Origin of the sequence: Micromonospora sp. NPDC023644, assembly GCF_040640115.1 — a bacterium.
Lineage (GTDB): Bacteria > Actinomycetota > Actinomycetes > Mycobacteriales > Micromonosporaceae > Micromonospora.
Genome location: NZ_JBFABA010000019.1, coordinates 66,415 through 83,932 on the forward strand (window position 1 = coordinate 66,415; position 17,518 = coordinate 83,932).

The window sequence follows — 17,518 nt, forward strand, 5'->3', positions numbered from 1 at the left end:
CTGGGTGGTGGCGGTCCCCCGTCACCACCCAGCGCTGACCGGCCGCGACGTTCCGGAAGTCAGCTTCGCAGCTGCCACTGCTGGTTGGTGCCACCGTTGCACGACCAGAGAATGAGCTTCGTGCCGTTCGCCGTGGCGGCGCCGTCGGCGTCCAGGCAGAGACCCGACTGCACACCCGTGATCGTGCCGTTGGCGTTGATGTTCCACTGCTGGTTGGCCTGGCCGTTGCAGTCCCAGATCACCACCGTGGTGCCGTTGGCGGTGCCCTGGCCGGAGGCGTCCAGGCACTTGGTGCCGTAGACCATGAGCTGCCGGCTGGCGGTGGAGGTCCACCGTTGGTTGGCGGTGCCGACGCAGTCCCAGATCTGGGCCTGCGTGCCGTTGGTCGTGCTGGATCCGCCGATCTCGGCACAGCGGCCGGACTGCACCCCGACGATTTGCACGTTCTGCGGGTTGGCGCCGCCGCTCTGCACGCCGGCGGCGGCCATCACCGCCTGCGCGCCCGACGGCCAACTGCCGCCGGTGACCGTGACGTTGCCGTTGACGACGTTGCCGCGGTCGCCGTTGGTCACGTTCGTGCTGCCGTTGGTCGACCAGTTGTTGGTGACGGTGAAGTTGCCCATGTTCTCCGCGTACCAGTAGTTCGCGGTGGCCCACGTGCCGGTGGCGGAGAAGACGTTGTTGCGGGCGGTGTGGTAGCGGGAGCCCTCGTCGAAGTAGAGCCCGAACCAGCCGTTGGTCCGCAGGCAGTAGTTCTCGTTGATGGTTGCGCCCGGGTTCGCCGAGAGCGTGTAGATGCACCCGCCGTCGGTCATCTGCTGCATCACGTCGTGCACGTAGTTGCCGACGACCCGGTTGTTGGACGCGGTGGTGGCCGTCGTGTACCGCGGCTGGTAGTTGTACAGGCCCCGGTTGGCGTAGTGCTGGCTGCCGCCGGCGTCGTTGGCGCCCCAGCCGTACCCGACCGAGAGGCCGGTGTACGGCATGTTGTAGACCTCGTTGTGGGAGATGGTGGCGGTGTTGACGTACGTGGTCAGGATCGAGACGACACCCCGGTATTCCAGGCCGAGGTCGTGGACCCGGTTGTTGCTGATGGTGATGTCCCGGTTGACCATCCGCTGGTCGCTGGGGTGGTGGGCGTCGGCGCGTACACCGCCGACCACGATCCCGCCCGCGGAGTTGCGGGCGATCTCGGAGCGGGTGACGGTGATGTTGCTGGCGCCCAGGCCGACGCCGCTGGTGTGACCGTTGCCGTCGTTGCCGATGCCGATGGGCGTCTGCCCCAGGTTCACGAACTGGGAGTCGCTGAAGGTGATGGTGTTGGCTGCGGAGACCTGTACGGCAGCGGGCATCTGGTTCCAGCTCGGCCGGGTGGCCTCGAACTGGGGGCAGCCGGCCTGGCAGGAGGTCAGCGCGTCGGCCGGTCGGGCCCAGGTGCCGGTGATGTGGGCGCCGGTCTGCTGGTCGGCGAAGCCGTTGCTGCTGCTGGGGCCGAGCCAACTGGTGCCCGTGAAGGTGATCCCGCTGAACGAGATGTGGTGCGCGGGGGCGTCGTAGGTGCCGCCGACGTTGACCAGGGACTGCAACCGCGGCAACTCCACACTCACGGTGCTCATGTTCTGTCCGGCGAGCGGAATGTAGTTGAGCTGGCCGTTGCCCGGGTCGAGGTACCACTCCCCCGGTGAGTCCAGGAACTCGTAGGCGTTGGTCAGGTGGAAGGGGCCCGCCCGGTGCGGGCTGGAGAGGGTGTCGAACCCGAAGGTGTTGTTGTTCCACGCGGGCTGCTGCATGGTGAGGAAGTTCCCGCTGGTGCTCTGCACGGGTGAGTACCGGTCGGTGAACGAGCCGACGCTCTCCACCTCGACCCTGCTCTGGTTGCCCAGGTTGTTCAGGTAGCTCAGCGCGCTGTTGCTGAACCGCATGCCGGTCGTGCTGAAGGTGAAGTCGGCCCGGTTCACGGCGGTACGTGCCCGCGTGGCGACGGCGCCGTTGACGTAGAGCTGGCGGCTGTCCAGCCCGGCTCCGACGTCGGCTCGCCAGATGTTCTTCGCGGAGTCGGCGAGCGACCAACCGGTGACCGCCCGGGCGCCGGTGATCGTCGGGCGAGCGGAGGCGGCCGCCCGCCAGATCACCTGGTAGCCGTTGGTGCCCGAGTCGGCCGCGGTCAGTCGCATCGGCGACGAGAGCCGGTACACGCCGTCGGCCAGTTCGACGACGATGTCACCGGACATCGCGCTGTTGCGCGTGCGTACCGCCGCCTGTGCGGAGGTCAGGGAACACGGCTGGCTGGCTGAGCAACTGCTGCCGGTGCCGGATGGAGCCGCGTAAAGGGTGGTGGTGGCGGCGGAGGCCGGGGACGCCGAGGCGACCACCGCGACCAGGGCGGCCATCGCTGTCGCGGTGGCGCCGGCCAGCAGCCGGCGCGGCGACGGTAGGGACGTAACGGGCACGGGACGGTACTCCTGACCTGAGGTGGGGTGTGGGTGGATCGCCTCGACGAGGCGGGCTCGGTGCGTGGCGGCGCGTCACCCGAGGACTTCCCGGAGGTAGCGCAGGCCGTCGGTGGCGAGCCGATCCTCTGCGAGACCTTCTCCGTGAGCCGGACCGTCGTCAGGGAGGCGGTGAAGATCCTCCAGGAGAAGGGGCTGGTGCAGGTCCGCCAGGGTGCCGGCGCCATGGTCACCCCACCATCGGACTGGGACATGCTCGACGAACTCGTCCTCGGGGCCACCATCGCCGAGGACGACAGCCTCGCCATCCTCGACGACCTCGTCGCCACCCGGCGGGTGCTGGAGTCCGACATGGCGAACGTCGCCGCCCGCCTCGCCGACGCGGAAACCACTGACCGGCTACGCGCGCTGGTGCACCGGATGGACGAGCTCGTCGACGACCACGTCACCTACCACGAGCACGATCGGGCCTTCCACGACACGGTCATGCAGGCGTCCGGGAACCGCATCGCCCGCGGTCTCGTACGGGCGCTGGAGAGCCAGCTCATCGACACCGCCCGCTACGTGGGCCGGACCGAACGCTCCCTGTGCGTGGCGTCCAACCGCGGCCACCGGCGTATCTACGAGCGCATCGCGGCGCACGACCCGAACGGCGCGGCCGAAGCCATGTTCACCCACATCACCGAGGCGTGGCTGGTCCGCCGCAGCGGTTCGGACAAGCCTGCCCGCCTGCAACGCTGACCCGGCCAGGAGGCCGGCGCTCAGGGTCCTCGCCGTCTCGGCCCGAGGTCAGCCGGTGCCGACCCCCGCGTCGCGGGAGCCGGCGCCGGCCGACCCGTCCGCGTCACGAGAACTGCGCGAAGAACCTCCAGATCTCACCCTTGGTCCAGGTGGTGACGCCACTCTCGGCGTACGTCCCGTCCACCGGCCCGGGCATGTGACCGTTGTCGAACGCGGCCCACTGGACCGGGTAGCCGGCCCTGCAGCCGGAGTAGGCGGTCGTGACGTGCGTACGGCTGCCCGGCCCCGGCTCGGGCGGGTTCTGGGCGGCGCAACCGTTGTTCCGGACGAACGTGTCGCGCAACGAACGCCCCTGCGAGATGTTCAGGACGTTGTCCGAGATGCCGTGCAGCCCGAAGTACGCGATGGGCTGCGTACCGCCGCTGCACCCGCTGATCTGTGCGCCGGCGATGACCGCGACCGCCCGGAAGACAGTGGCCCGGGCGCAGGCGAGCGCATAGCTCATGCCGCCGCCCCAACTGAAGCCGAGGGCGAACCGCTGCCTCGGGTTGACGCAGAGGTCGCTCTCGATCCGTCTGATCATGTCGTCGACGAAGGTGACGTCCTCACCGCCGGCGTTGCCCCAGCCGTTGCCGATTCCCTGGGGCGCGACCAGGATCGCGCTGTTGTTCGACTGCTCCTGCTGCCCGTAGTAGGACCATGCCGTCCCACTGGTGCCGCCCGAGGAGATCTCCTGCATGGTGCCGCCGCGCCAGTGGAACGCGAAGATCAGCCGGTAGGGATTGTTGCTGTTGTAGTTGGCGGGCACCCGCAGGATGAAGGAACGGCTCTTGCCGTTGCTCTGGATCGTGTGCGTGCCGCTGGACAGCGTCGGGGCCCTACCGCACCCGGTGCCTCCCGGCGGCGGATCGTCGCTGCCCGCGCGGACAAGCTGCCACTGCTGGTTGGCGCCGTTCCAGTCGGAGTACTGCACGATGTTCCCACCGTCGGCGGTGGAGGCACCCTGCACCTCCACGACCTTGCCGCTGTGCCGGCTGATCAGCCGGACGTGACCACCGTCCGAGTCCGCGAGCCGAAACTGCTGGTTCGTCGCGTTATTGTCGGACCACTGCACGATGGCCCCGCCGTCGGCGGTCGACCAGTTGTGCACATCGAGGACCTTGCCGGAGTGCCGGGACTTCAGCCTGTAGTAGCCGCCACCCGAGTCCAGGAACTGCCACTGCTGGTTCACCCCGCCGTTCCGCGTCCACTGGTTGATCCGCGCACCGTCGTTGGTGGCCGAGGCGTAGAGGTCCAGCGCCTTGCCGCTGTTCCTGTTCACCAGGACGTACCAGGCGTCGGTGTCCACGGTCGCCGCGGCCGCGGGGGCCGCGTTCACGGCGACCAACGTGCCGGCCGCGATGGCCGCCGCGGCCAGCCCTGACCGCCAGCGATGTCTCGATGGGAGGGCGGGACGAGCCGCACCGATGGCACTCATGGTCCACTCCTCTGGTCGGGGTCACCCGCGAGCGGAACGCAGGCGGATGGCCTGGGGTGCGTGCCGCCGTCCGGCGTCGGCACGGTGTTCGTCGTACGGGTGCGATGCGGCCACCGGCGCGTGTCCCTGGCCGGTTGCCCACCTGCGGTGGCGCGAACGGATGCCGTCCGCGCCACCTAGCGGAAGACCAGCTAACCGATACGGATCAGTTGCCATTGCTGGTTGTTGCCGCCCCAGTCGGTGTACTGGACGACGTTTGCCCCGTCGCTGGTGGACGCGCCCTGCACCTCCACGGCCTTGCCGCTGTTGCGGTTGATCACACGCACGTAACCTCCGGCCGATTCGGCGAGCCGGAACTGCTGGTTCGTGCCGTTGCCGTCGCTCCACTGCACGATCGCGGCGGCGTCGGAGGTGGAGAAGTTGTAGACGTCCAGCACCTTGCCGGAGTGCCGGGACTTCAACCGGTAGTAGCCACCACCCGAGTCCACGAACTGCCACTGCTGGTTCGCCCCGCCGTTCCGCGTCCACTGGTTGATCCGCGCACCGTCATTGGTCGCGAGGTTGTACACGTCCAACGCCTTGCCACTGTTCCGGTTCACCAGCAGATACCAGGCACTGGTGTCCACCGGCAGGCCCGGTGGCGGCGTGGAGGGCGGGTTGCCGCCCTCGTTGAGGGCATTGAGGACGGCGGTGTACGCCGGCTTCTTGTCGCCCGATCTATCGAAGAGCAGGGCGTCGTCGGTGCCGCGCCAGGAGTCGCTGTCCCGCACACCCCACACGGTGATGCCGTTGCAGCGCGAGACGGCCAGACAGGCGCGCGTGACCGCGGCGTAGATGTTGGCCTGGTTGGAGCCCTTCATGACGTCGAGCTCGGTGATCTGCACGTCGACCCCGAGATCGGCGAAGCGCTGCAGATTGGCCTGGTAGTCGCCCGGGAGCGAGGTGCCCAGGTGGGACTGGAAACCGACGCAGTCGATCGGCACGCCCCGGGTCTTGAAGTCCCGCACCATGTTGTAGACACCGGTCGACTTCGCGTTGACGCCGTCGGTGTTGTAGTCGTTGTAGCACAACTTCGCACCGGGATCGGCCGCCCTGGCGGCGCGGAACGCCGCCTCGATCCAATCGTTGCCCGTGCGCTGCAGGTTGGAGTCACGCCGTCCGCCGCCGCCACCGTCGGCGAACGCCTCGTTGACCACGTCCCAGGAGTGGATCTGGCCTCGGAAGTGGGTGGCCACCTGGGTGACATGGTTGATCGCGGCGTTGCGCAACGCGCTACCGGAGAGGCTCTGCGCCCAACCCGGTTGCTGCGCGTGCCAGAGCAGGGCGTGACCCCGCACGCTCATGCCGTTGGCCCGGGCGTGACTGACGAGACGATCGCCGCCGGTGTAGCTGAACCGGCCCTGCTGGGGCTCGGTGGCGTCCCACTTCATCTCGTTCTCGGCGACGACGCTGTTGAACTCGCGGTTGAGGATGCCGACGTACTGGCTGTCGGAGAGCTTGCCCGTCGCGACGGCCGCGCCAAAGTAGCGACCCTTCTCGGCTGCGGACGCTTTCAGGGTGGTTCCGGCACTGGCCGTGGAGTCCAGCGTCGCCGTCATACCCGCGGTCAGCGCCACGGCGAGGGCCATCGCCGACAGCAGGGTTCTCTTGGATGTCATGGCGTTCCTATCCAGTCATCAATACCGGTGGTGGTGATGTGCCAGTTGGCTCGGGAAGCCCGGAACGGCGGGCGCGGCTCGCGGACGGTCAGTGAGGTGGACGGCACCGACACCGGCAGTCCGGTCGCTGTCGCCAGCGGATGTCCTGAGGTGACGTCCGCATGCCCTGGGGGGACGTCATGATCGCGAGGTCGACCAGCGAGGGCTCGCCCGGTGAGCCACGGCCGCAGTCAGCCTCGACATCGAGGGTGAGCGATAACATCGCCTTCGTCAAGACGTAACGGATCATCAATTCCCAAGCCCCAAGACGCACTCATCCGCCAGGGCGACCTAGCCGCTCGGCCATCCCTGCCTCACGAAACGCTCGGCGTGCCGGATGTGGTCGCTACTGCGGATGCGACCGGCTGCGATCCTGTTATCGCTCACAGCCGCTCGGGCAGGGCGCACCTGGAGCGAGCGATGGCCGCCGATCGCCGGTCCCTCGACACCGCCACGTTCACGGCGGCCCGACGCCATCCACAACTTGCGGTTCAACCGCAGCAACGACGCGCCGAAGCTCGCCGACCGGACCGCCGAAGCACAAGCTGAGCGCAGGCCCTGGACCCAGGAAGAGGTGGTCGAGAAGGCTACCGCCGCCAACTACCGTGATGCGCTCCTGCCGGTCCGCGCCCGTCTCGGCAGCAAGCCGCTCCAAGACGTCACCGAGGCTGACATCGAGGCGCTGATCGACTGGATGCTGACCGAGGGGCGTCGGCGCGGCGGCAAGCCGGGAACGGGGCTGGGCGTCCGTTCGGTGCGCCTGACGCTCGGCCGTCTCAGGACCGCGCTGAATGTGGCGGTTCGCCGCCAGCTCGTGGTGCGCAACGTCGCAGCGTTCGTGACCATCCCAAGGGCGGTAGCGAAGGCCGACGCCGAGACGCGGGCACAGCGCAAGCCCTGGACCCAAAAGGAGGCGAAGACGTTCCTGACAGGCATCGCGGGCGAGCGCCTGCACGCCCCCTGCCTGCTGTCGCTGATGGGCCTGCGCCCGGCCGAGGTGTGTGGGTTGCGCTGGTCCGACATCGACTTCGAGACCGGCACGATCACGGCCGGGGAGAACACGCGGACGCTCGTCGACGGCGAGATCGAGGAGAAGGAGGCCAAGTCGGCGGCCGGCAAACGCGGCCTACCGATGCCGGCGACGGCCGCGAAGGCGCTGAAGGCGTTCCAGACCCTGCAGAAGAAGGAGCGCCTGAAGGCGGGCGACGTCTACGTCGACAGCGGCTACGTCCTGGTCGACGAGCTCGGCCAGCCGCAACGTACCGCCTGGTTCCGCCGCCGGGTCTACGAGCTGATGGCGAAGGTGGGGGTTGGCAAGGTCCGGCCGTACGACGCGCGGCACGCCTGCCTGACCTACCTCGCCGGCGCCGGAGTGCCCGACGTCGTCCTGGCGGCCTGGGCCGGCCACGCAGACGGCGGCACGCTCGCCAAGCGGGTCTACGTCCACCCCGACAGCAGCCACTTGAAGGTGGCGGCTGAGCAGCTCGAATCAGGGCTGTTCGGGTGACTCCAGCACCCGACATTTAGCAGTACGAGCGTACGTGATCAATTGTGAGACGAGACAGCAAGAAGGCCCCGACCCACCGAAGTGAATCAAGGCCCTGACCTGCTGTTTTACTGTCGGGACGGCCGGATTCGAACCGACGACCCCTTGGACCCCCAGGACGATTCGGTAAGCGTTCCCGCACGTCACGCACGCTATCCCCAAGATCAGGCCGTGCAGTCGACGTCGTGCCGCGCACCATCGCACAGGCCGTGTGGTCCCCACTTGGTCCCCGGGCGCTGACATGCTCGACGAACGCAACACACGGTTCAGGAAGAAGTAAGCGAGTCCGGCTCTTGGTCGTCACCCGATGACAACTTCTCGCGCTTCTCCGCTTCGGTGCTCCGCTGTGCTGCCATGTATTCGGCCAGATGCGGGTCGGCTTGAACTTCATCGCCACGCATGTATCGCGCGACGGCCCGCTTCGCCGCCCGGTGTTGAAGGTACTCCTGCGCATCGACCCTGCCTCCGCCATACCGCTGCAGAGCCGCGATCACTTCTTCCGGTGCGACGGTGAAACTGTCCAGGGCGAGCAGCGAGTAGATCCGGCGTCCGTTTCGCTTAGTGGCCACCCGTCCCCCGAGTTTCACCCCCGGAGCCAGGCGAATCTCCATGTTCGGCGCCTCCCACGACTCCCCCGCCTTCATCACGATCAGCGACTCCACCGACTCCCAAGGCAACCGGGTCGTGATTCCCCGCAGCCGAAGCGTCAGGCCATCCACATCGACTTTCATTAGAAACGGCCAGAGCAGCATCAGCCACGCGAGGAGAGAAACGGCGACTATGGCCGCGCTAACAACTTCGTAGAAGGGTGCCTTGCTGTGATGAAAGTGATCAGGGTTGGCCCCGGCCCACTGTGCCGCCAACCAGACGAGCGCCCCGAACAGCCCCCAGGCGAGGCAAGTCTTGCGCAGTCTCGTAGTGTTCCGATGCAACTGCACGGTCACCTCTCCTGACAGGACGAACGGCCCCACAGACTCGGCAGCTGATTTGGCACCGTACCGCAGCCCGTCACATGGCTTCCCATCGCAGGTCGGATGGTCGAGGCAGGAACGTGACCGTCCCACGCCAGCCGTCGGGCATGGGCGCGGCGGTCGCAGAGCGACAGTGGCAAGCGGCCGGCGACGTCCAGGCGCCGGCGCATGCGGCCCGTCCAGGACCGCCTTGATGCTCTGAGGGAACAATCCGGCAGGCAAGGGACCAGCCGTCGTGAACTTGACCAGCAGTCAAGCAGCGCCAGGCACGCTCCAACTTGACTGATCTTGGTCCCCAGAACGCCAAAAAGGGCCGACCCGATTTCCGGATCAGCCCTTTGACCTGCGGCGGACCCACACGGCGCTCTCATCGATCAGGTGTCTTACCGCGCCAACATCCGCGACCACTAGGTGCCAGAGAACCTTCATCGACGCAAGTCGACTAAGGCCCCGCTGGCGCATCAGGGCAATGGCTGCGTCTACCGGCATGCCGTCGGCCAGCCGACATCGGACCTCTTCAAACTGATCAGGCCAGTCCGCCCCCAGCTCGTCACATGCGCCGAATCGCGCGAAGTTCTCCCGCGCTTGGGCCAGGGTCAGCGAACCGTTCGGCCCGCTGGGTTCATGGGCGCTGGCATCGTCGGATCCATCGTCCTCCCAAAAACACACCACGCAGATCTGGTACATGCCGCGCTCGTCGAGCGTGATGCACCGGCAGCAGGGACAGCCATACGGCCCGCCCTCCGGTCCACGACGCACGTATACCGACGCTTGATCACCCACCTCCCAATCCTGGCAGACCGGAGGTACGCGCGTCGCCATCCCGATGCTCCTATGGAGGTCAAGGGGTGAGGGCGGCGAAGTCTGCGCGTAGGGCGGTGTAGACGTAAGCCACAAGGGTTCCATGCTGACGTCTACATTGACGCGGCATCTCTGAGGAGGGTCGGGGTTCGGGGCGGAGCCCCGAGGTCTTCAAGGTCTTGTTGTCTCCCCAAGCGTGGCCGGCCGGGCCGGCGCGGCCCGCTTGCGGGCCGCTTTGATAACGAACAACTCGGCAGATGGCCCGGGTAGCCACCTCAAACTTGACCAGCGGTCAAGATGCGCTACCGGCCCGGCGCACTTGACCGCCGTGGTCCCCAGGAAGCCAGAAGGGCCGACCCGATATGTCGGATCAGCCCTCTGACCTGCTGTTACACCTTGTCGGGACGGCCGGATTCGAACCGACGACCCCTTGACCCCCAGTTCTACAACGATTCTGTCACGCCTTGTCGGAACAGCTCGATACATCCGCATACCCAGACAGAACGACAGCACGCATCACGCCTCATGCCATCTCATGTCGGCCACTCCTCCCCTGGTGGGCCGTCGCCGTTACCGGATTCGTTACGGCGAACGGTCAAGGACTCGCCCTGCCGTCCCGTACAGCTGCAGTGTTGAGGAGAAACACTACTTGCAGTGCGTCCTAGGATAGAACTGCTCAAACTCCGCCGGGCGCTCTTTGCGTCAGCACGCTCGCAAACGCTGGGGCCGAGCTGGCCTTGGTGTTGCCGCCGAAGAGCCCTACCGTGCTAAGCAAGGCGTGACGAGCATCAACTGCACCAGCGACTGCTCGATCGTGACCAACCGATTTGCTGCCACCGCCACATTCAGCCGAGCTGTTGTACCCCCCTCCCACAGGGCCGGTTCTCGGTACGCCTCGGCGACGAGCGCGAACAGTGCCGCCTCGGCGACCCAGTCCTCGATGCATAAGAGGGCATCTGATCCGTGTAGTGGCTGTTTCACGTTCGGCCGTTGCGGTGGTGGGCCTGTTTCGTTGATCGCGGCGTGGGCGTGCAGCGGCGTGGGTATCGGTCGGACTTGTCGGATGAGCGGTGGGCGTTGATCGAGCCGGTGCTGACCGCGTGGCGGGCGGCGCGGGTGGGGTTGGGGATCAGCCGGCCGGTGCATGACCTGCGGGAGATCGTTAACGCGATCCTGTACGTGGCCAGGACGGGGATCGCGTGGGAGTACCTGCCGCACGACTTCCCGCCGGCGAAGACGGTGTACGACTACTACGCCAAGTGGGAAGCTGACGGGACGACGCAGCGGATTCACGATCTGCTGCGGGATCGGGTCCGGGTCGCTCGCGGCCGCCGCGAGAGCCCGTCAGCGGTGGTTCTGGACTCGCAGAGCGTGAAGACCTCCAGCAACGTCGGCGAGTCCAGCCAGGGCATCGACGCGGCGAAGAAGATCAAGGGACGCAAGCGGCACATCGCCACCGACACCCTCGGCTTGCTGCTGGCGGTGATCGTCACCGCCGCGTCGGTGCAGGACTCCACCGCCGGCCGGCACCTGCTCACCAGCGTGTCCGCGGACCATCCGGGCGTGGTCAAGGCGTGGGTCGACGGTGGCTACAACACCGCCGTACGAGCGCACGGCGCCCGGCTGGGAATCGACGTCGAGCGGGTGCCCCGCCACGCCGGGAAGGGCTTCCACGTCCAGCCCCGGCGGTGGGTCGTGGAACGGACCTTCGGTTGGCTGATGCAGCACAGACGACTCGTCCGTGACTACGAGACCCTTCCCCAACGCACCCGGGCGATGATCCAATGGGCGATGGCTAACACAATGAGCCGCTATCTCACCGGAGAATCCACCCCAACCTGGCGAAACGAAACCGCCTAATCGGACCAACCTCACCAAGCGAGATCAGATGCCCTCTAAGAGCTCCTAACGAAATGATGTTCGGCGTGTCCTCGGGACGTGAGGATCGTTCTGTCTGAACGTGAGGAGGGGTGCGCAGCCGCCGTGGATCGTCTCGGACGAACTCTGGGCCGAGATCGCACCGCTGCTGCCACCCCGTCCGCCCCGGCGGCATCGGCACCCAGGCCGCAAGCCCTTCGATGACCGCAAGGTGTTGTGCGGGATCCTGTTCGTGCTCTACACCGCGATCCCGTGGGAGTACCTACCCCAAGAACTCGGCTTTGGGTCAGGCATGACCTGCTGGCGCAGGTTGCGGGACTGGAACGACGCCAGCGTCTGGCAACTACTGCATAAGGTCCTACTCGGCAGACTCCGGACCGCGGGGCAGTCGGACATGTCCCGGGCGGTAATCGACGTCACCCACGTCCGGGCGATCAAGGGCGGCCCAAAACCGGCCCGAGCCCGGTCGACCGCCGCAAGCCAGGCTCGAAACACCACGTCATCACCGACGCGGGCGGCATCCCCCTCGTCGCGAGCCTGACCGGCGGCAACCGCCACGACGTCACCCAACTGCTGCCCCTGGTCGACAAGACCCCCCGGATCAAAGGCATCCGCGGCCCGGCGGCAACGACCCGAGCGGATCTACGCCGACCGGGGCTACGACTACGACTGCTACCGCCGGCAGCTGCGGGCCAAGGGCATCACCCCGGTCATCGCCCGACGCGGCACCGGCCACGGGTCAGGGCTCGGCACCCGACGCTGGGTCGTCGAGCAGACCATCGCCCTGCTGCACTGGTTCCGCCGCCTACGCATCCGCTGGGAGATCCACGACGACATCCACGAAGCGTTCCTCACCCTCGCCTGCCCCATCATCTGCTGGCGCCGACTCCAACGCTCAAAGAGTTAGGAGTTGTTAGACGCGATCCTCGTCTGATCGTTGTTCTGGAACGCCGATACCGGCATACACACGGGCAGCGGCTGAGTCCGCCCCCCTGCGCGGTCTGGCTGGATATCCAGTCCACAAACGCGCGAACTCCGAATCCTCCTCCGTTCTAAACCTAAGAACCTCACTCGGCTCAGCAAAACGCGCAGCCGACATGACATGTTGGGGCACGTCAAGGCCAGGAAGGCCGATCCACGCAAATCCCGACGGACGGAAAACAACCAGTTCTTGGCCTCGACTATCCGCAAGAACCACTGTAGAACGACCAGCTTCGTCGCGCTCCGTCTTTGCCCGCCGATAGACCTGCCTGGAGAAGCCCTTGTTCTGAAGCATCTCTACGGCATCTCTCACCGCATCCAGGCTCCCTCGGAGACGGTCCATTTGCCCTCCCCTTCGACGGGGGTGGAGCCATTCATTGCGCGCCTCGCTTACGTCGGCACCCACAAGTCTTCTCGATACCTCTTCAAGGCTCTCAAGCACGTCCGTTCTGCTGTCGGGCAAGAGATCGAGGAAGGGCACCGTATGCGAAAATGGGAAGCGCTCTAATGACTGATATTTATACCAGAGCGGAACACCCTTATCCGGCCTTACGAGATCCTTAGCTCGCGCCTGGAAGTCGCGAAGTGCATTCGCCAATAGACCGAATCCTCTCGTCAAAGGATAGAGAGTCATTTTGTCATCTATGGCGAGCCGCGGGCGGCCGTCCTCGTCAACATCTAGATCCGCCTGCTCCTTCAACACTCGAAGGGAGATCTCCTTAGCCAAATGCGGGCGGTAGATGAAGCGTTGTGGGCTCGAGTAGTGATCAACGGTAAGACACCAGGTCGAGTAAAGGAGAGAATCCTTAAGGAGGTCTTCCAGTGCTACAAAATAATTGACCGCTTGGCTCCGGAGTTGCTCCTCGTCAGGCCCAAGCGGATTAATGGGACTCTGCCGGGTCAAAGTCACCATCTTTTCATGAAGCACCCAAAACCGGGCATGAGGATCGAGCAAGTCTTCCGCCGTGAAGCCTAGCTTCCAAAGCACCGCATTAATGCGATCCTCGTCGGTGGATAGAGCCCTTTCATTGAGGTTCAATTTATCTGCTGCAACAATGAAATTGCTTCGCCTCGCGAGGAGAAGCGTAGAAACAGCCTGGCGCGGCGTACTAGACTGAAGGTACTGCTCTAGAACGGCATCGAGCGTATCCGTGCCTTCGTCCCTAAGCTGCAAATGCCATGCGAGTTCGAGCCGGTCCTCCTCTTTATCAAATCGGTACATCTGTCGGACTAGACGTCGAAGGCGAAGTGCGGCAAGCGAGTTATCACCCGGCTGGATGCGAACACCAAATCGACTCAGTCGCGGACTCAGCTCAAAGGCGCCACTCGTGCGAGACGCATTGATGACGGGCCGACGGACCTCTCCCGCAGGAACGAAAATGGCCCCCGATGCAACTAACGCGTCCAGAGCCGAGGATATGTCTGCATCTGAGGCCACAAGGCACACCTGCATGAGTTGAGCTGATCCCAGGCCCTCAACGATTCGCGCAGCTGGCCCATTCAATCCGGCCCGCTCTCGCCAAAAGGCGCGCAGTCTTCCTTGAGTGTTGTCGAGCAGATACGCAACGAGCTGTTGCAGCTCGCCTAGAGAAAGCGCATCACCAAGAAGAAACGGTAGCGTGTCGCCGGCAAAGTCGTCATAAGTTCGATGCCTATCGAATTCCGGAAAGCGCCTGTAGTAGCCCGGCCAGTCGCTTACACTCGGAAATTCCCTGGCGAGGACCCTGTCGGCCTTTTCTCGATTCTCGTTAATTTCAGCTTCTCGGGAGGTCTCAAGCGCGTGATAATGCAAAGCTTGACAAGCCTGATCCGAACAATGATACCTGACAACCATGCGAGGGCGACAGCCGCGCCGGTGTTCAGATTCAACTATGCCGAACGGCCCAGTTACAAACGCACCGACCTGGAAGACGCCTTGTGGAGTTCCGTCTAGCAGGTCTAGAGTGTCACGATGGTTGAGGCGAACTTTGGCGTTCATGCCTAGATCATTCGCTCTGTCGTAAAGGAGTCGGCCAAATGTATACGGATAGCGCATGTCTCCGCTTTCGACCTGCTCCGAGGCTACTTGGAGGAGTCTATTCGTGTCGGTCTTTGCAGGATCAATCAGTGGTCCAGTTTGAAGTATGTCCAATAGGCAGAAAACCGAGCCTGCGGGTAGGGAATCCCCCGCTTTACGAATTTATCGACGGTTCGCTGGCCTTCGTCAGTAAGGACCAGCGGATCATACATCTGCTGGGTAATTTTGAAGTCTTTTGTAATAATACATTCTTGGAAGAGCAAGCGAAGATCCAGTAGTCGAGAGAGCGCCCGCCTGAAAGACTCATCGTTGTACAGATCTGCCAGCTGGTCGTCTGTAAGTGGCTCCACCATCCTTATAGGGTACGGGCAAGCATGCCCATACTCCATCCACGACATCCTGCTACATGGGCCTACGTTTACGCCGAGAGCGCCCGCTTTGTGGCTTACTTCTAAGGGACGTCTCGTAACTCGGTGGTCGGTCCATGGTGGATCACGTCGGGGTGCAGGTGATCTCGGCGGCCCAGTCGGAGTGGATCTTTCCGTTCACCGGGCTGCAGCCCGCCCAGTTCCGCAGGCTGGTCCGGCTGGTCGCCGAGCATGGCGGTAACGCGATCGCTGACGGCCGACCGGGCCGGCAGTGGTCTCTCGACCTCGCCTATCGGGTGTTGCTGGTAGCGGCGTACTGGCGCACGAACTCCCCAACCGCCCGGCGATCATCCGCCTCGTCGGCGCCGTCCTGGCCGAGCAGACCGACGAATGGACCGAAGGCCGCCGCTACATGGGCCTGGAACTCCTCGCCAGAGCCCGCATGGTCACGATCGACACCGCCCAACACGACACCGACCAGCCCCACCGCACCCCGATTGAGGTTCCCCCCGGGATGTGGACACCGGGTTATGCCGCGACCTGATGCAGCGTAGTCGGTGTGAGGGTCTGTTCGTAGTCGGCGGGGCTGAGGTAGCCCAGCGCGGAGTGACGGCGTCGGTGTTTGTAGAAGGCGATCCACCGGAACACGTCGCGGCGGGCGTCGGCCTCGGTTGCCCACCGTCGGCGGTTGACGTCGAGCTCACGCTTGAGGGTGGCGAAGAACGCCTCGGCCAGAGCGTTGTCGTACGACGAGCCGATCCGCCCCATCGAGCGGCGGACACCGTGGCGACGGCAGGCTTCGGCGAAGGCGTCGCTGCCGTATTGGGCGCCCCTGTCCGAGTGGAAGATCACGCCGTCGACCCGGCCGCCGCGGGCGGCGACCGCGGCGTCCAGGGCGTCGATGACCAGTTCCGCGCGCATGTGGGTGTTGATCGACCAGCCGATCAGCCGTCGGGTGGCGATGTCGATGACCGTGGCCAGATACAGCCAGCCGGCGCCGACGCGTAGGTAGGTGATGTCGCCGCACCATCGCTGATCCGGTGCGGTGGCGGTGAAGTCCCGGCCGATCAGATCCGGCACTGGTGGGGCAGCCGGATCCGGGATGGTCGTGCGTTTGCGGCGGCGCAGGTGCCGACCCACGACGTCGCGTTGGCGCATGATCCGCTCGACCCGCTTGCGGTTGACGCGCACGCCCTGGTCGTGCAGCTCGACGGTCACCCGAGGGGATCCGTAGGGTGCCACCGGAGTCGGCGTGGATGACCTTGATCTGTTCGGCGAGGGCGTCCTCGTCGGCGGCGCGAGCCTGCCGGGCGGGCTCGCTGGCGGTCCAGCGGTAGAACCCGGAGCGGGATACCGCCAGGACCCGGCACAGCCGCTTGACGCCGAAGACGCGCGGTGGGTGGAGATGAACCGGAAGCGGCTGGTCACCGATCCATCTCCTTCGCGAAATAGGCGGCTGCCTTGCGCAGGATCTCCTTCTCCTGCCGCAACTCCGCGACCTCACGCCGCAGCCGGGCGATCTCGGCGTCCTTGTCCGCCACCGACAACCCGTCCCCACCCGAGGCGGTCGCGGCGACCCCGCTCTGGCGTTCGGCGGCGCGGACCCAGTTGCGCAGCGTCTCGTGACTCATCCCCAGCTCACGCGCCACCTGGTTGATCGGCCGCTACGACGAACGGGCCAGGTCAACCGCGTCACGCCGGAACTCTTCCGTGTACTTCGATGGACGCCCAAACTGGGACACCCCTTCCTCTGGACCAACATCCAGTCTCAGGGTGTCCACATCTCAGGGGGAAGCCCAACCCGAGGCTCCTCCCACGGCCGGGCCGGGTGTCGCTCCCGTCCCGAGTGCGTCTGTGCGTGTACCGGGTGCCGGCGCAGCAGCAGGAAACGCCCCAGCCAGCCGGGACCTTCGAGTACGGACTGCTCCTGCCACAGAAGCGGCGGGCGGCCATCGAGCGGATGCTGGCAGCGCTACGCCCCGCTGAGCAGTGCTCAGTCGCCGCAGACCGCTTCGCTGCCCTACAGGACGCCACGATCACCGGCGACGTGGTCTACATCGAACTCGACCAATGCCGACGGGTCCTGGCCACACCGCTGCATGGACCGCCGATCCTGGCCCAAGGCGACACCGCGCTCATCGAACTGCTCAGGAGGTAGTCGCCCGAGCCAGGTCGACGCCGACCTCTCCGCCGACGCGATGACAGGTTGCTCCACCGTCCACCGGTCGAACTCGTGAAGACCAGGACCCGGGAGCGCCGGCGATCCTGCCTCGCATTCAGGACCGTCGAAACACCCGACGTAGCAACAGCTGGCAGATCTGGAGCGCTTGACACGGAATCAAGAGACCACAATGCCGCTTCATCCGGGATGCAGATGAAACGGCAGGTCAGCGCGTTCCATAGTCAGCTGACCGGCGGCCCACGGTCCGCGCCGTTACCGCCAATAAAGATCATCCGTTACCGGATGTTACCGCCGTTACCCGAGAAGATCTTCATCTCCCCAGGTCAACCGGTCGGGACGGCCGGATTCGAACCGACGACCCCTTGACCCCCAGTCAAGTGCGCTACCAAGCTGCGCCACGTCCCGATGC

General features: G+C 65.5%; 11 protein-coding genes, 1 tRNA gene and 4 pseudogenes. 7 read left to right on the top strand and 9 right to left on the bottom strand.

Features of this window, described 5'->3' with window-relative positions; genetic code table 11:
• Positions 1-59: 59 nt before the first annotated feature.
• The gene (locus tag AB0G08_RS16555) at positions 60-2,390 is read right to left on the bottom strand and encodes an RICIN domain-containing protein (RefSeq protein ID WP_358088221.1); all 2,331 of its coding nucleotides are present in this window, start codon (positions 2,388-2,390) and stop codon (positions 60-62) included.
• A gap of 93 nt (positions 2,391-2,483) precedes the next feature.
• On the opposite strand from AB0G08_RS16555, the gene AB0G08_RS16560 reads away from it, so the two are divergent.
• The gene (locus AB0G08_RS16560; RefSeq protein ID WP_358088171.1) at positions 2,484-3,191 is read left to right on the top strand and encodes an FCD domain-containing protein; all 708 of its coding nucleotides are present in this window, start codon (positions 2,484-2,486) and stop codon (positions 3,189-3,191) included.
• A gap of 103 nt (positions 3,192-3,294) precedes the next feature.
• On the opposite strand, the gene AB0G08_RS16565 is transcribed toward AB0G08_RS16560, so the two are convergent.
• Positions 3,295-4,668 (bottom strand): RICIN domain-containing protein, encoded by a 1,374-nt coding sequence (locus AB0G08_RS16565; RefSeq protein ID WP_358088174.1) that lies wholly within the window; start codon positions 4,666-4,668, stop codon positions 3,295-3,297.
• A gap of 191 nt (positions 4,669-4,859) precedes the next feature.
• Positions 4,860-6,296 carry an endo-1,4-beta-xylanase gene (locus AB0G08_RS16570; protein ID WP_358088224.1) on the bottom strand — a complete coding sequence of 479 codons (1,437 nt, stop codon included), beginning with the start codon at positions 6,294-6,296 and terminating at the stop codon, positions 4,860-4,862.
• Between the two features lie 553 nt (positions 6,297-6,849).
• Between AB0G08_RS16570 and AB0G08_RS16575 the strand changes: the two genes are divergently transcribed.
• A complete protein-coding gene (locus AB0G08_RS16575; RefSeq protein WP_358088177.1) occupies positions 6,850-7,872 on the top strand; it encodes a site-specific integrase in 1,023 nt (340 codons plus the stop codon).
• A 305-nt stretch (positions 7,873-8,177) separates the two neighbouring features.
• Here the strand turns inward: AB0G08_RS16575 and AB0G08_RS16580 are convergent, their stop codons facing one another.
• Positions 8,178-8,855: a hypothetical protein gene (locus AB0G08_RS16580; protein WP_358088180.1), complete on the bottom strand. Its 678-nt coding sequence runs from the start codon at positions 8,853-8,855 to the stop codon at positions 8,178-8,180.
• Between the two features lie 357 nt (positions 8,856-9,212).
• Complete coding sequence (locus AB0G08_RS16585) at positions 9,213-9,665, bottom strand: CPCC family cysteine-rich protein (protein ID WP_358088183.1); 453 nt, start codon at positions 9,663-9,665, stop codon at positions 9,213-9,215.
• Positions 9,666-10,712: 1,047 nt separating this feature from the next.
• Between AB0G08_RS16585 and AB0G08_RS16590 the strand changes: the two genes are divergently transcribed.
• Together AB0G08_RS16590 and AB0G08_RS16595 are read left to right on the top strand one after the other, a co-directional pair.
• Positions 10,713-11,543 carry an IS5 family transposase gene (locus AB0G08_RS16590; protein ID WP_358088226.1) on the top strand — a complete coding sequence of 277 codons (831 nt, stop codon included), beginning with the start codon at positions 10,713-10,715 and terminating at the stop codon, positions 11,541-11,543.
• Positions 11,544-11,643: 100 nt separating this feature from the next.
• Positions 11,644-12,468, top strand: a pseudogene (locus AB0G08_RS16595) (IS5 family transposase).
• 6 nt (positions 12,469-12,474) lie between these two features.
• Here AB0G08_RS16595 and AB0G08_RS16600 read toward each other — a convergent pair.
• Both AB0G08_RS16600 and AB0G08_RS16605 read right to left on the bottom strand, forming a co-directional pair.
• Positions 12,475-14,520: a hypothetical protein gene (locus AB0G08_RS16600; RefSeq protein ID WP_358088185.1), complete on the bottom strand. Its 2,046-nt coding sequence runs from the start codon at positions 14,518-14,520 to the stop codon at positions 12,475-12,477.
• A 125-nt stretch (positions 14,521-14,645) separates the two neighbouring features.
• On the bottom strand, positions 14,646-14,912 hold the full coding sequence (locus tag AB0G08_RS16605; RefSeq protein ID WP_358088188.1) for a hypothetical protein: 267 nt from the start codon (positions 14,910-14,912) through the stop codon (positions 14,646-14,648).
• A 149-nt stretch (positions 14,913-15,061) separates the two neighbouring features.
• Here AB0G08_RS16605 and AB0G08_RS16610 point away from each other — a divergent pair.
• Positions 15,062-15,256, top strand: a pseudogene (locus tag AB0G08_RS16610) (IS5/IS1182 family transposase); the annotation flags it as partial.
• 2 nt (positions 15,257-15,258) lie between these two features.
• Positions 15,259-15,471 (top strand): annotated as a pseudogene (locus AB0G08_RS16615) (hypothetical protein); the annotation flags it as partial.
• Here the strand turns inward: AB0G08_RS16615 and AB0G08_RS16620 are convergent.
• Positions 15,456-16,669 (bottom strand): annotated as a pseudogene (locus AB0G08_RS16620) (IS3 family transposase). The pseudogenes AB0G08_RS16615 and AB0G08_RS16620 overlap by 16 nt on opposite strands.
• 125 nt (positions 16,670-16,794) lie before the next feature.
• On the opposite strand from AB0G08_RS16620, the gene AB0G08_RS16625 reads away from it, so the two are divergent.
• A complete protein-coding gene (locus AB0G08_RS16625) occupies positions 16,795-17,085 on the top strand; it encodes a hypothetical protein (protein ID WP_358088191.1) in 291 nt (96 codons plus the stop codon).
• A gap of 355 nt (positions 17,086-17,440) precedes the next feature.
• On the opposite strand, the gene AB0G08_RS16630 is transcribed toward AB0G08_RS16625, so the two are convergent.
• A tRNA-Pro gene (locus AB0G08_RS16630) sits at positions 17,441-17,514 on the bottom strand.
• Positions 17,515-17,518: the final 4 nt, after the last annotated feature.

Excerpts from the sequence above, each read along its gene's own strand:
- AB0G08_RS16605 (WP_358088188.1), bottom strand. The coding sequence starts at position 14,912 with ATGGTGGAGCCACTTACAGACGACCAGCTGGCAGATCTGTACAACGAT.
- AB0G08_RS16600 (WP_358088185.1), bottom strand. The coding sequence starts at position 14,520 with ATGAACGCCAAAGTTCGCCTCAACCATCGTGACACTCTAGACCTGCTA.
- AB0G08_RS16570 (WP_358088224.1), bottom strand. The coding sequence starts at position 6,296 with ATGGCCCTCGCCGTGGCGCTGACCGCGGGTATGACGGCGACGCTGGAC.
- AB0G08_RS16565 (WP_358088174.1), bottom strand. The coding sequence starts at position 4,668 with ATGAGTGCCATCGGTGCGGCTCGTCCCGCCCTCCCATCGAGACATCGC.
- AB0G08_RS16555 (WP_358088221.1), bottom strand. The coding sequence starts at position 2,390 with ATGGCCGCCCTGGTCGCGGTGGTCGCCTCGGCGTCCCCGGCCTCCGCC.